General features: G+C 28.9%; 14 protein-coding genes. 1 reads left to right on the top strand and 13 read right to left on the bottom strand.

Features of this window, described 5'->3' with window-relative positions; all coding sequences use genetic code 11:
- Positions 1-632: 632 nt before the first annotated feature.
- Positions 633-1,136 (bottom strand): hypothetical protein, encoded by a 504-nt coding sequence (locus FVE75_RS04755; protein ID WP_147005474.1) that lies wholly within the window; start codon positions 1,134-1,136, stop codon positions 633-635.
- Positions 1,137-1,383: 247 nt separating this feature from the next.
- Between FVE75_RS04755 and ytvI the strand changes: the two genes are divergently transcribed.
- On the top strand, positions 1,384-2,529 hold the full coding sequence (gene ytvI / locus FVE75_RS04750) for a sporulation integral membrane protein YtvI (RefSeq protein ID WP_147005473.1): 1,146 nt from the start codon (positions 1,384-1,386) through the stop codon (positions 2,527-2,529).
- Positions 2,530-3,142: 613 nt separating this feature from the next.
- On the opposite strand, the gene gltX is transcribed toward ytvI, so the two are convergent.
- The 12 genes from gltX to FVE75_RS04685 all read right to left on the bottom strand — a co-directional run bounded on the left by gltX (position 3,143) and on the right by FVE75_RS04685 (position 13,126).
- Positions 3,143-4,648: a glutamate--tRNA ligase gene (gene gltX / locus FVE75_RS04740; protein WP_147005472.1), complete on the bottom strand. Its 1,506-nt coding sequence runs from the start codon at positions 4,646-4,648 to the stop codon at positions 3,143-3,145.
- An 86-nt stretch (positions 4,649-4,734) separates the two neighbouring features.
- The gene (locus tag FVE75_RS04735; RefSeq protein WP_147005471.1) at positions 4,735-5,010 is read right to left on the bottom strand and encodes a hypothetical protein; all 276 of its coding nucleotides are present in this window, start codon (positions 5,008-5,010) and stop codon (positions 4,735-4,737) included.
- A 59-nt stretch (positions 5,011-5,069) separates the two neighbouring features.
- Positions 5,070-5,300, bottom strand: coding sequence for a hypothetical protein (locus FVE75_RS11840; protein ID WP_147005470.1), 231 nt, complete (start codon positions 5,298-5,300; stop codon positions 5,070-5,072).
- A gap of 101 nt (positions 5,301-5,401) precedes the next feature.
- A complete protein-coding gene (locus tag FVE75_RS04725) occupies positions 5,402-5,965 on the bottom strand; it encodes a hypothetical protein (protein ID WP_147005469.1) in 564 nt (187 codons plus the stop codon).
- A gap of 1 nt (position 5,966) precedes the next feature.
- Positions 5,967-6,923 carry a hypothetical protein gene (locus FVE75_RS04720; RefSeq protein WP_147005468.1) on the bottom strand — a complete coding sequence of 319 codons (957 nt, stop codon included), beginning with the start codon at positions 6,921-6,923 and terminating at the stop codon, positions 5,967-5,969.
- A gap of 51 nt (positions 6,924-6,974) precedes the next feature.
- Positions 6,975-7,628 (bottom strand): hypothetical protein, encoded by a 654-nt coding sequence (locus FVE75_RS04715; protein WP_147005467.1) that lies wholly within the window; start codon positions 7,626-7,628, stop codon positions 6,975-6,977.
- Between the two features lie 64 nt (positions 7,629-7,692).
- Positions 7,693-8,364, bottom strand: coding sequence for an NAD(P)H-dependent oxidoreductase (locus FVE75_RS04710; protein WP_147005466.1), 672 nt, complete (start codon positions 8,362-8,364; stop codon positions 7,693-7,695).
- Positions 8,365-8,387: 23 nt separating this feature from the next.
- Positions 8,388-9,311, bottom strand: a complete 924-nt coding sequence (locus FVE75_RS04705) for a deoxyribonuclease IV (RefSeq protein WP_147005465.1) — start codon at positions 9,309-9,311, stop codon at positions 8,388-8,390.
- A gap of 18 nt (positions 9,312-9,329) precedes the next feature.
- Positions 9,330-9,647 (bottom strand): TfoX/Sxy family protein, encoded by a 318-nt coding sequence (locus tag FVE75_RS04700; RefSeq protein WP_147005464.1) that lies wholly within the window; start codon positions 9,645-9,647, stop codon positions 9,330-9,332.
- A gap of 7 nt (positions 9,648-9,654) precedes the next feature.
- Positions 9,655-10,539 carry a BRO-N domain-containing protein gene (locus tag FVE75_RS04695; RefSeq protein ID WP_147005463.1) on the bottom strand — a complete coding sequence of 295 codons (885 nt, stop codon included), beginning with the start codon at positions 10,537-10,539 and terminating at the stop codon, positions 9,655-9,657.
- A gap of 97 nt (positions 10,540-10,636) precedes the next feature.
- The gene (locus tag FVE75_RS04690; RefSeq protein WP_147005462.1) at positions 10,637-11,407 is read right to left on the bottom strand and encodes a TrmH family RNA methyltransferase; all 771 of its coding nucleotides are present in this window, start codon (positions 11,405-11,407) and stop codon (positions 10,637-10,639) included.
- 36 nt (positions 11,408-11,443) lie between these two features.
- On the bottom strand, positions 11,444-13,126 hold the full coding sequence (locus FVE75_RS04685; protein WP_408610443.1) for a DKNYY domain-containing protein: 1,683 nt from the start codon (positions 13,124-13,126) through the stop codon (positions 11,444-11,446).
- Between the last annotated feature and the right edge of the window lie 4 nt (positions 13,127-13,130).

Genomic DNA, 13,130 nt, shown 5'->3' with positions numbered 1-13,130 from the left:
TTACATCAAAATAAATTAATTTTACATTATTCCCCGTTTAAATAGCGAATGTTTAATAAATTTTGAATTATATAATATATTTAGTAAATAATTAAAACTTTTATCCTTGATATAGTTTCTATTTTATAATGAGATTTAGTATTAGATTATTTTATTTAATATTAGTTTTTTTCTTTTTTGTAGGATTGCTCATTGCCGCAAATCCTTATCTTGCAATAAAGATTTATCCTAAGAATCAAAATGTATGGCAAGATTGCTACGCAACACCTATGGCTAGACTACGACTTTTATTTGCCCAACTCCGAAACTCCTCCTTTCAGTCGTCAAACAGTCGTAGCTGAACAAATAAAAGCTCCGTCAGTTTATTAAATTACACTTTAATTATTTTGAAATACCAAATTTTTATCCTTTGATTTGAAAAGTCGTAATTAATTCATTATTTAAATAGGACTTAGTATTAAACTATTTTTTACACAAATAAAAATAATCGCTGTAGTTCACAACGATTATCTAATCCTGAATTTAGTTTAAAAATGAAATTTAGTACAAAAAACATTTTATTTCAAATAATTTATTCAAATTTACCGTCAACACAATTATGAGTAAATCCATTTTTTCTTTAATTTTTTTTATTATCTTCCCATGCCACAATTATTTTTAAAACCATTTTCGTCAGACACTCTAAAAAATAAAGAATAAGACTTGTCATTATCTAGACTTATATCTGATCTAAGTACATAATATTTTTTATTAAAATATTTAACTCTATAGTTCCTATAATATCCTTCACATTTATCTAAACTATATATTCTTAATGGAAGTCCATATCCTGTTTTTTCATCTATAAATGTTTCACTTTTTAGATTAACGCCTTCAGGTACTTTTAATTCTAAATCTTCAAAGATAATTTTACTTGATGATTTTCTTTTTTCTATATCAATTAATACATTCTCTATGTCATTCCTATATTTGGGATTATTAATAGCATCAATTTTATCTTTTTCCTGCAACGTTTTAGCTATTGATCGTTCATTTGCTTCAAATGTCATTTGATCATAAGCATACTTAAAATAACCGCATGAATTTAGAAACAATAAAAAGATAAATGCCATAATAAAATACTTTGTCTTTCTCATATTAATTACCTACTCTTCCTTTTAATTTTTTAAAACATCTTCAATTTCTCTAGTTCTCTTTAATCTTTTTCTGTACATGTTATACCTGCTTTCACTTTTATTTATATAACAAATTTTAGAATGTTTTAACATACATTAAAAAAAAATACAACTAATTGGAAAAAATTACAGATTTACAATTTGCTGTATTTATTATATAATAATCTATAAAATGATAAATTCAATAAATAAAAAAGGAGTAGATTATATGGCAAGTTACAAAAATTTTGACTTTAAAAAATTATATTTTCTCGTTTATATTGCTTTAATTCTGCTAGTCGTATTTTTAGCATTTAAACTTGGGATATTTTTGTTTCCATTTACGATAGCGTTGTTTTTTTCAATATTGACAAGGCCGTTTACACGATTTTTGCAAAAAAGGTTAAAGCTTTCAAAAAAGCTGTCTACAATAATTTCTATTGTAACATTTTTATTGATATTCTTTGGAATTATCGGCTGGGGATCATTAAAATTAATAAGTGAAATTTATAAATTATCGCAAAATCTTAACAGTTATAGCGAAATAACACAAAAATTATGGACTGACAGCATGGCAAAAGTTTATACTTATCTTGGAAATTTTCCGTCAGGATTCACAAAGCAGGTAAATGATACGATAAACAGTTTTATTTCCTCAGGCTCTTCAAAACTTGGAGGATTTATAAAAGGGCTGATAAGTTTTATTACATCTATTCCGACTGTAATTCTATATATCTGTATAACGATTCTTGCAACTTTCTTTATAAGTCTTGACAGGGATGAAATTGTATCTTTTCTGGAGCAGCAGCTTCCAAAGTCTTGGCTAGATAAGGTTTTCAATATAAAAACTGACATGTTTACAGTTCTTGGCTCTTATATCAAGGCACAGATTATTTTAATGACAATATGTTTTTTTGAACTTCTAGTATGTTTAAATCTACTATCATTTTTAGGGCTAAATGTACCATATCCCCTATTAATGTCAATCATAATCTGTATAATCGATGCACTCCCAATATTAGGAGCAGGAACAATCTTGATTCCATGGGCAGTAATTTCTTTTGCACTATCTGACATAACATTAGGTATTGCCTTAATAATAATTTACCTATTTGTCCTTTCTGTAAGGCAAATGTTAGAACCAAAGCTGGTAAGCCAAAATTTAGGAGTCCATCCATTAATCACACTAATCTCAATGTACTCAGGATTCAAAATTTTTGGTGTAATGGGATTCCTGATTGGGCCTGTTGTAATGATTATTTTGAAAAATGTATTTTCAAGAGAACTGGAAGTTGGATTTTTTAGGGATATTTTCGGCGATGTTCCCGATAACCATAAACCAGAATCTAAATCCGATTTAAAAAATCAAAAATAAGAACTAATTAAAAAATATAATTTTATACTGCATTTTAAATCTAACATATGATTAAAGTGCAGTTTTTTATTTATACTAATACTAAAATCTGATTTAAAAATCTTTATAATAAAGTTATTTAATAGCTAATTCATAATCATTCAATTAAAGCATTTTTATTATTTTTTAGATATCTTGATAATAAATATTTTTTCATATTATTATGTTTTTTCTTTTTTTGAATAAAGTCTAGTATAAATAATCCGTCGGAGCATTTTTCTGTGCTGGCAAAACTGTTTGAGCGTAGCGAGTTTTTTGTCAGTGCAGAAAAATGTATAGACTAGCCATAGGTGTTGCGTAGCAATCTTGCCATATATTTTGATTCTCAGAATAAACCTTTATTGCAAGATAAGGATTTGCGGCAATGAGCAATCCTACGGAAATAAAAATAAAAAAATATTTATTAATCAAAATATCTAAAAAATTATTCCTATTTTTAAACAGGATTTAGTATTAAAATAAAGATTTTTGGATAACGAACAAGATTACAAAATAAATTAAAAGGACTAATTCCTGTTTTATTACAGAAATTAATCCATCAATTAGTTTAATATTATTTAGATTTAAAAATATTTTATTTATTCAAAATATTATTTATTCTAGCCAATGTTCTTTCTTTTCCAATAACTGCAATTACTGTGTATAAATCCGCTCCTCTGGCTTTTCCTGTAATAACTGCTCTAAGTGGCATTAATACTGCTGCTGGACCTTCTCCTATTTCATCTTGCAGTTCGTGCAGGATTTGCTTTGCTTCATTTTCTGAAATTTCTTCATTTAATTTATTGATTTTTTCAATAAACATTTGGATAGATTTTTTACCAGTTTCTGTTTCAAGTGAAGAAGTCAGTTTTTCGATTGATTTTCTTTCTTTTTTATTCATTCCTTCTTCAATTACTGGCAATTCAAATTCATCTTCAAAGTAAATTGAAGCATTTACTGGCAATTCCTTTAATGTTTGTGAACCTTCCCTTGTAATTTCCACAATTCTTTTTAATTTTGAAAATTCTTCATCTGACAAGTTTTCATTTTCATAGTAACCAGCTTGCACAAAATATGGAATAGCCAATTTTGTCAATTCATCCAGATCCTTTAATCTCATGTGATGATTGTTTACCCACCCCAATTTAACTAGGTCAAATACAGGCCCTCCAAGAGAAATTTTATCAAATGAGAAATTTTGTATCATTTCATCAATAGTAAAAATTTCCTTGTTCTCTCCAAAGCTCCATCCCATAAGTGCAAGGAAGTTTAGTAATCCTTCTTTTAAGTAACCTTCTTCTTTGTAGTAGTTCAATGAAACTGGATTTTTTCTTTTTGAAATTTTAGTTTTGTCAGCATTTCTTAAAAGTGGCATGTGATACCATTTTGGCTCATCCCATCCAAATGCTTTGTATAATTGAATATGCTTAGGTGTAGAAGAAATCCACTCTTCCGCTCTTATAACGTGAGTTATCCCCATCAAATGATCATCAACAATATTTGCCAAATGATAAGTTGGGAATCCATCAGATTTTAAAAGTACCTGATCGTCAATTTTACTGTTTTCAAATCTAATTTCTCCTCTTAATCCATCATTTACAACAGTTTCACCTTCATAAGGCATTTTCAATCTAATAACATAAGGCTCTCCAGCCGCTAATTTTGCTTCCACTTCTTCTTTTGACAAGTTTCTGCAATGCCCGTCATATCCTGGTGCTTGTTTCATAGCCGCCTGTCTTTCTCTTAATTTCTGCAATCTTTCAGCAGTACAAAAACAATAATATGCTTCCCCTTTTTCCACCAGTTGTTCAGCATAATCCTTATAAATCGAAAATCTTTCCGACTGTCTATAAGGCCCTGCTTCTCCCCCAACGTCTGGACCTTCATCATAATTTAACCCAAGCCATTTCATCGCATCAAAAATTTGCTGTTCTGAATCTCCTGAAAATCTCGTTCTATCCGTATCTTCTATTCTTAAAATAAAATCTCCGCCATTATGTTTTGCAAACGCATAATTAAATAGTCCAATGTAGGCAGTTCCTACGTGTGGATCTCCAGTTGGAGAGGGTGCTATTCTAACTCTTACTTTTTTTTCTGACATTTTTACTTTCATTCTCCTATTCTATTCTTTTTTATTTGCTTATATTATATAATAAAATTTAACTTACTGCAACTTGCTGTAAAAAATTATTGATTTTTATATTCTTTGTCTGGTACCACATCCTCATCTAAATATTTACCAACTTCTTCCAATTTTTTCTTTACTTCATCTGCAGTTATTCCATATTTTTTAGATACTTCCACTATGTGATCTTCCATCAGCTTCATCTCTTCCTCAACCGTCATATCAGAGGCTTTTTCCGAATCTTTAGCTATCAAGTCGCCATTATCCTTATTTTCTTTATTTTTCTCGCAAGAAAATATAGATAACAGCAATATTCCAATTATAAAGGTTTTTTTCATTAAAAACCTCCTTCTTATCTTCCTCTATGTTTATCGACTTTTGGAGTGTCCCCCAAAATTTAGACTATTTTTAAGCAATTTCTTTGTTTCCTTTTTATGCTTTCTTCGTATTCATTCGGACTTATAAATCCAATTTTACTGTGTATTCTGCCGTGCAAATCCATTATACTTGATAAATAGCACCACTCGTCCTTTCTTGTCCAAATATATGTTATATCACTTACCCATTTTTCATTTAATTTTTCTGTATCAAAATTTCTTTTTAAAATATTTCTTGCTGTTTCTTTCATATCATCTGATTTGTTATAATTTTAAATTTTTTATGAATTATTGAATAGCTATCAAAAAAATTAATAAATTATTTATCCGAAATTGAGGTACATTCCACTTTTTACCAATCTTTTATTAATTCTAAGAAGAATTGTTTGTTGATATTATATCCTAATTTTGTACTTATAACAATAAAAATATTATCATCAATTTTTTTTATAATTTGATCTAATTTAACTTTTTTATTATGGTCTTCAAACTTGTTAAAATATGTATTTTCACTTATTTTCACTAAATTTTCTTTTTTTGAAAATGCTCCAAAATTTTCAGTATAAATATACATTGGTAAGGGGACTTCTTCTCCTTCGTAATAAATATAAAAATTTAGTGGTTTAGAAAATTGTAAGGAATCATTAAATAGAGAAACTGGACTTTCTCTTAAATAAAGATTTTCTGGTACTAAGATTTCTTTATCAGTATTTTTAATTCTTATTTTTTTCTTGTTTTCACTAAAAATTACTGAATTTATTTTTTTATTATTTCCATGGTAAGTATTATATTGAGGTTTAGGAGGAGGTAATAAACCATCCCCCTGCATTGAACCTATGATTGCAGCTGTTGTAAGACAGGAATTTAAACAGAAAATACTTACCAAAATCAATAATATAAACTTCAACTTTTTCATCTTAATTACCTACTCTTTCTCTCAATTTTTTTAACTGTTCATTTATATTTTGAGATTTTTCTCTATTTATTTGAGGTTTTAGCATATTTAAACCTTCATCAGGATTGATATTCTTATATGGATTATTTCTTGGAAAATCTTTGTTCAGCTGTTCTGTTAAGGCATTATCTCTCGCATTAAACAAATCCTTATCCATATCTTTTCCATAGTCCGGATTTACTCTTGGAACATTCATAATCATATCCTTTACATTTTCCTTTCTTTGGTCAATTAATCTTTTTTGTTCTCTCAAAGCATTTTCATATTTTTCTCTGCTATCTTTTTCCTTATGGTTTTTCAAACTTTCTATTTTAATCTCTTCCTGTTTCATAATATCAACAGCAATACCTACATCTTTATTAAAATACAGTTTATGATGCTCTGAAATATAATTATTGAATGCTTTATACATTTTAGGATAATTATAATATAAATCCTGTATCGACTTGACATTTTCTAACCCTTCAAAACCTTTTAAACCTTGAGTTTTTACTGTTTTCTTGACTTCATCGATATTAAAATCTCCTTGTATCGTTTTTCCTTTTTCAATTCTATAAAGTTCTGGCAAACCTACTAAGGCATATTCCTGATGTGTCTGTAATGCCCCTCCTGTAATTGGAGTCTTTGAAATCTTATTTTTAGGTGGATTTTTCTCATATTCAGCAACAGCTTTGTTAAAATCTTCTGTCATTCTTAAAGGAGACATTTCAGAAATTAATCCTTTTACTGTTCCTGCTACTTCACTTGTAACCATATCCTTTATATTAGAAGCCGAACCAATATTTACAACACTTCCTTCTTTAGCTCCTGCTTTTTTTGCTAAATCACCAAATACCATATCTGCCTTTGGACTTCCTGAATGTGATAATTCTAATCTGTTATTACCAATAAATGCAAACTTTTCACCTTTATTTATCATATCATTTAATGCTCCTTCAAGATTTTGGGTACACTCCAAATATTTTCTATTTTAAAATTTTGTAGCCCTCTTATATTTAGAAAAGCCTTCTCTCAGTGCATCTTTATATTCTTTATCTTCATACTGAATTTCCAAAAGGTGAGAATGGTATGCAGACTGACTAATCTTTTTATTTTGAACTTTGTCATAGAATTCAACAAAAATAACTTTAAATTCCATTCCTTTATTTTTACACCATTCACCAATAGTATCAATAATATCAGGTCTCTCAAGAGCAACTTCCTTTGCAGTCTCTTCTTTGTTTTTTCCATCTTTAATAACTTCTATTATGTAAAATCTGCCATCTTTTGTTGCAGCTGTCAACCCTATTCTCTTAAATTTTTCACGTAATACATCCTTTATTTCCTTTACCTCTTCTTCAGTCAGTTGCTTAGAATCATTAGTTTGGGACTTATTGAATTCTGGTATTTTTAATTCCATTAATTCCTTTTCATATTTTGCTTCTATCTTTTCCAGTTTTTTTAAATATTCTTCCTGTTCTTTTTTACTAAGTTTATCAAAATCAGTTTTTTCCTCTTGTTGATTTTGTTTCACTTGCTCAGTAGTAGTTGTATTTTTTTCAATTTTTTTATTCTTGTCTATGTTATTTTTATTTCCACATGAGAATGCCATTACTAAAGACATAATTAAAAAAATTTTTTTCATAAAAATCCTCTTTCTTCCAATAAATTAATTTGAGTATATTCAAAATTAAAGTATTCGAAAACTACTAAACAACCTCATAAACTTCCGAAAGTTCTCTTCTAGTTTTTGGGGTAATATCTTCATCTCTATACCCAAAACTTACAAAATATGAAATTCCATATTCCTTCAAATTAAACACACCTTTTTCAGAAAAGTATTTTTCAGCCATTTCTTTATTAAATCCTTCAATTGCACAGCTGTCAATCCCAAGAGCTGCAGCCATATTCATCATATTTACCATTGCAATGTAAGTCTGTTTTGAAGCCCAGTCAAATAATGCTCTTTCACTTTCCAGCAGCTTAAAATGCTCTTTTTGAAATTTTGTAAAGAATTCTTTTCTAATCTTCAAATTTTCATCAGAAATATTTTTTATTTCCTTCCCAATTCTCTCAAAATACTCGCTATCACCAGTAACACCTTTTCTAGCCAGCACCATAACAATATGGCTCGCTCCATTCAAACTGTTAATCGCTCCCCAAGCAAACTCTCTCATATCATTCAGCATTTCCTCATTTTTCACAAGAATAAATTTCCAAGGCTCAAGCCCAAATGAACTGGGAGAAATTCTACCTGCCTCAATAATTGTCATAAAATCTTCATCTGAAACAACTTTTGTCTTATCGTATTTTTTGCACGCATATCTTCTGTTAAATATTTCAAACATTTCTTTTTTTGTTAATTCTTTATCTTTTAGCATTTTTATCACTTCTTTCCAAAAAATTATTGATTTTTTATCTTTTCTAACACATTTTCATCAAACTTGCCAGCTCGCAGCATTTCAATCTCAAATTTATATGGCGGAACTTTCTTAGCTTTTTTATCATCACTCAAAGCCACATAAGGTGTTTCTAGAATTTTTGGCAAATGAGAAAATTTTTCAAAATGTGCAATTTTATTTAGCACTTCAAATCCAATTTTTCCAAATCCTATATTTTCATGCCTATCTTTATGTGCACCACACACATTCTTACTATCATTCAAGTGAATTACTGAAATTCTGTCAATTCCAACAATTTTATCAAACTGCTCAATAACTCCTTCAAAATTATTTACAATATCATATCCAGCGTCGTGAACGTGGCAAGTATCAAAACATACTGTCAGTTTATCCTTTAATTTTACACCGTCAATAATTTTTGCAATTTCTTCAAAACTTCTTCCACATTCTGTACCTTTTCCAGCCATCGTCTCAAGTGCCACAGTCGTTTTCTGATCTTTCGTCAAAACTTCATTCAGTCCTTCAATAATCTTATTAATCCCAACTTCTTCACCTTCTCCAACGTGAGCACCTGGATGAAGAACAATTCTTTTCGCTCCAATGGCATCTGTCCTTTCAATCTCCGTTCTCAAAAACTGCACTGCAATTTCAAAAGTTTCAGGCTTTACAGCATTCCCAAGATTAATTATATAAGGAGCATGCACAACAATATCATCAATATCAATATTATTCTCCTTCATAAGTTTAAGCCCAGCCTCGATATTCAGCTCATCAATCGGCTTTCTCCGTGTATTCTGTGGTGCTCCAGTATATATCATAAAAGTATTCGATCCATAAGAAACCGCTTCCTTAACCGATCCCAAAAGCATATCTTTTCCACTCATTCCCACATGTGATCCAATTTTAAAAATTTCTTTTTTCGACATTTCTATTTTACCTTTCTATTATTTCTTTTTTTTCTTCAAAACAGGAAGTTCATCATACATCGCTTCAAATAAATTCTTCAAAAACTCTTTATTTTCAACATCATCAACAAGCAACATTTCCTTTGCTCCTTCATAAGGAATTTCATGCAAAGCATTCGGCATAAGTTCTTTCGCCGATTTTACAGCCTTCACAAGAAACCTGTCATCATAAATCCCACCGATAACTTTTTCCCTATAATAAAGAATATATTCCCCCATCATTGCTCTATATCTAATATTTTCCACTTCCGACAACTGTTCCAATACAAAATTTAAATATTCTTTACTTGAAGCCATATTTAATTCACTCCTTGCTTTTTTCTTCATCCTTAGAATTTTTAACTATATCAGGAATATCTTTTACTACATCTTCAATTAATTTAGAAAAATCTACTGCATTTTTAGTTGTAATAACAGATCTTCCAGTATCTGCTTCAATCTCTTTTCTAGTATTTCCTGCTATTGTTCCACCTCGTTTTGCAACTTTTTTATTTTCTTCCAAGCCATTTGGATTATGAATATTAGTTAATTCTGTTGTTGTAGCTTCTGCAAGCATATTAAGTACAAGTTCCAAAGTTGACATATTATCCCTTGAATTCTCTTTTTTTAATCCTTTTAAATCTTTATATTCTCTAGTTGCCATCCCAGACCATGCCTTTGAAATTTCATCTGTAAGAATTACATATTCTATTCCCTTTTTTACTCCATGCTCTTGCCAAGCATCTGTCAATTCCTTTCTAACTTGAATTGCCTGTAATCTCTGATTTATCCATTCTTTTGAATATCCTTTTTTCAAATATGTTTCCAATGCCCTGTCAATAGTTAGTTCTGGATCTGTAATTTCATCTATTCTGTCTTTTCCCACTTGTGCCAGCCACATTTTAAATGGCTCTGCCTTAGGAGACGGAATTGACTGAATAATTCGGAAAATTCCTTGTATATCAGCAACATCTGTTAATCTCATTTTTCCATCAGGTGCTTTTAACTTCAACTGTCGACAAATTGTCGACAATTCACTTTTTTCCTCATCTGTCATTCTTTTTTTCATTTTATACCAATAATCTCTAGCATTTACACTATCCGTTAATGCTCCTACAACATCGACAACAGAAAAATACCATTCTTCTTTTTCATTATCCCAAACAGACCTAATTTTTTTACCTTCAAATATTTGTATATTATTCTCCATTATTTCCCACCCTTTATGTAGTTTTTCGAACTTTATTAATATTTATATTATTTTGCATAATCACAAAATTTCACTCGTATTATTATCTCCACAATTTTTATAATCCTTGTAATTTCTCCCTCATTTTATAAAGAAAAATCCCTGTCGCCACACTCACATTCAATGATTCTATATTCCCATAAATCGGAATAATTGCCTTTATATCAGAATTTTCTATCAGATAATCAGATACTCCGCCACCTTCATGACCAAAAATAAACGCATTATTTTCCCGCAATTCAATTTTTTCATAAGAAATGGAATCTTCGTGTAGAGCTGTTGCTATCTTCAAATAATTTTTTTTATTCAAAAATTTTACAATATTTTCAGGTGTTTCGTAAATTATATTTAATTTGAAAATTCCACTCATTGTGGCACGTACTGTCTTTGGATTATAGACATCTACGGAGCCTTTTGTCAGAATTAAATTTTGGAAATTTGCAGCAATCATTGTTCTGATAATTGTTCCAGCGTTTCCTGGATCCTGAATATCATCCAGAATTACCACATCTCCCTTTATATCCTCAATTGTATTCAAATTCTTAGAATACAAAAAAATTATCCCTTGACTATTTTCCTGCGTTGAAACCTCATCAAATAGATTATCTTTCAAAATCGTTAAATTATCATGCTTAGAAATTTCATATCTTTCATCAAAATATTCAAATTTTGATTCTTTCACAATAATTTTATTAAAATTGATATTCTCATTCAGAAACTTTTCCCCTTCAGCCTTAAAAATACTGTTTTCATCACGATACTTCTTTTTATCCAGTTTTTTTAACAATTTATAAAATTTGTTATCTGGACTTGCTATTACATCTCTCATTTTTTATTTTTTCACTTTCTAAATTTACTTCTTTAATTATTCACAATCATTTTCATAAGTTCTATTTTTATCCTTAACTACAACTCCCTCATCTTCCAGAACGACAGTAAAACTTGGCACATCCACCCCTTTAAATTCCTTATATCCACAATAAACTCTATTCTTATCTTTGGAATATCCATATCCAAATGCTTTAAATGTTGGCATATCAACTCCTTCAAGTTTAATAAAGGCATTTTGGATGTCCTTCGATTCCGAATTTAACAATTTACCGTAATCAAGATAATAAATTCCATTTTTATCTTTAAAATAATTACTTGTATCCTTATTTGCTATATCAAATGAAGCACTGTCAAAATTTAAAGGTATTATTTCATAATCTACTGTCCCAGTTTCATCTTTCCAAAAATATACGCCATTTTTATTTTTAAAAATATCTGGACCAACAAATTTTAATCCTTCTGAACTGATATTTCTAACTTGTTTCCCAAGATAATAGAAACTTCTATTATCTTTTGCAAAATCATTTTCCATTTCAGTAAAACTATTTCTGTCCGCACCTTCAACTTTTATAAGTTCTTTTTTATTAATATCATAATAAAAAACACTATCTTTATCCCTATAATAACTTCCTGTATATGATTTAATCAGTTCAAAGCTCGGAGCATCCACTTTTACATTTGTTATAACAGCCAATTCTGGCTTTTTCAAATTATATTCTTCATCGTCAAATTTATAAATAAATTTATATAAATTTTTACTGTCTGTCAATAGTGCAAATGTTACAGAATCCCCAGAATTAACAGCTAAATCAACAATTTTAAATCCTTTTGGACTTATTCCATCTATCTTTTTTCCATAAAAATAAACACTGTTCTTATCATACGAAAAGCCATGTTCTCCGATAGTAAAACTGTCTTTATCTACATCTTTCATTTGCACAACATCAGAATACGTAAAATAAATATTATTTTTATCTCGTGAATATGCGCCAATTTCCATTATTTCAAAAGAGTCTATGTCGGCATCTTTTATTACTTTACTACGAATTTTTTGTCCATTTCCTATAATTACGTGTATATTTTTGTTGTTTTTTCCATAAATTATATTTGGATTATTGTAATAATCATTTTTTATTATTTTAAAATTTTCTGGATTTTCTATATCAAGCCTATTTCCATTAGCATAAATTCTGTTTCCATTTTTTATAATATCAAGTACTCCAGCACTCATATTTTCTAAATTATCTCTAATTTCATCAATTTTTTTCCCAGAATAATACAAATACTTTTTATCCTTTGAATAAGTTGGTTTTTCTTTTATAATTTCGAAAGTTTTAGGATCTGCTCCTTCTATAATGTATGTTTCCAAATAAACATTATTCTTATCTTTTGAATAATGATTAAAAGATTCTTCTGAAATTACCTGAAAAGTTTTCACATCAGCTTTTTTTATTTTTTCTCCCATTAAATACACATTGTTTTTATCTTTTCCGTAGTATTCTCCTAATGTTTCAAAAGACTTAACATCTGCATTTTTAAGTGTATTACTAAAAGAAAAATCCGAAAAAACAGTTTTATCGTCTTTTATATATGCAATATTCAAAACTTTTATTGTTTTTGGATTTGCCCTTTTAATCTTTTTATGTCCTGCATATACGCTATTTTTATCTTTAGCGTAGTAATTTGGCATTATTATCTGAAAAGTATCCATATCCACATCA

Origin of the sequence: Leptotrichia hongkongensis, assembly GCF_007990635.1 — a bacterium.
Classification (GTDB): Bacteria; Fusobacteriota; Fusobacteriia; order Fusobacteriales; family Leptotrichiaceae; genus Leptotrichia; species Leptotrichia hongkongensis.
Note: the sequence above shows the minus strand (reverse complement) of the source record. Positions and strands in the feature narration are given on the sequence as shown.

Bases quoted from the DNA above. Each gene is read 5' to 3' on its own strand.
- FVE75_RS04725 (WP_147005469.1), bottom strand. From the start codon at position 5,965: ATGAAAAAGTTGAAGTTTATATTATTGATTTTGGTAAGTATTTTCTGT.
- FVE75_RS04710 (WP_147005466.1), bottom strand. From the start codon at position 8,364: ATGCTAAAAGATAAAGAATTAACAAAAAAAGAAATGTTTGAAATATTT.
- FVE75_RS11840 (WP_147005470.1), bottom strand. From the start codon at position 5,300: ATGAAAGAAACAGCAAGAAATATTTTAAAAAGAAATTTTGATACAGAA.
- FVE75_RS04700 (WP_147005464.1), bottom strand. From the start codon at position 9,647: ATGGCTTCAAGTAAAGAATATTTAAATTTTGTATTGGAACAGTTGTCG.
- FVE75_RS04690 (WP_147005462.1), bottom strand. From the start codon at position 11,407: ATGAGAGATGTAATAGCAAGTCCAGATAACAAATTTTATAAATTGTTA.
- FVE75_RS04755 (WP_147005474.1), bottom strand. From the start codon at position 1,136: ATGAGAAAGACAAAGTATTTTATTATGGCATTTATCTTTTTATTGTTT.
- FVE75_RS04715 (WP_147005467.1), bottom strand. From the start codon at position 7,628: ATGAAAAAAATTTTTTTAATTATGTCTTTAGTAATGGCATTCTCATGT.
- FVE75_RS04705 (WP_147005465.1), bottom strand. From the start codon at position 9,311: ATGTCGAAAAAAGAAATTTTTAAAATTGGATCACATGTGGGAATGAGT.
- FVE75_RS04735 (WP_147005471.1), bottom strand. From the start codon at position 5,010: ATGAAAAAAACCTTTATAATTGGAATATTGCTGTTATCTATATTTTCT.
- ytvI (WP_147005473.1), top strand. From the start codon at position 1,384: ATGGCAAGTTACAAAAATTTTGACTTTAAAAAATTATATTTTCTCGTT.
- gltX (WP_147005472.1), bottom strand. From the start codon at position 4,648: ATGTCAGAAAAAAAAGTAAGAGTTAGAATAGCACCCTCTCCAACTGGA.
- FVE75_RS04695 (WP_147005463.1), bottom strand. From the start codon at position 10,539: ATGGAGAATAATATACAAATATTTGAAGGTAAAAAAATTAGGTCTGTT.
- FVE75_RS04720 (WP_147005468.1), bottom strand. From the start codon at position 6,923: ATGATAAATAAAGGTGAAAAGTTTGCATTTATTGGTAATAACAGATTA.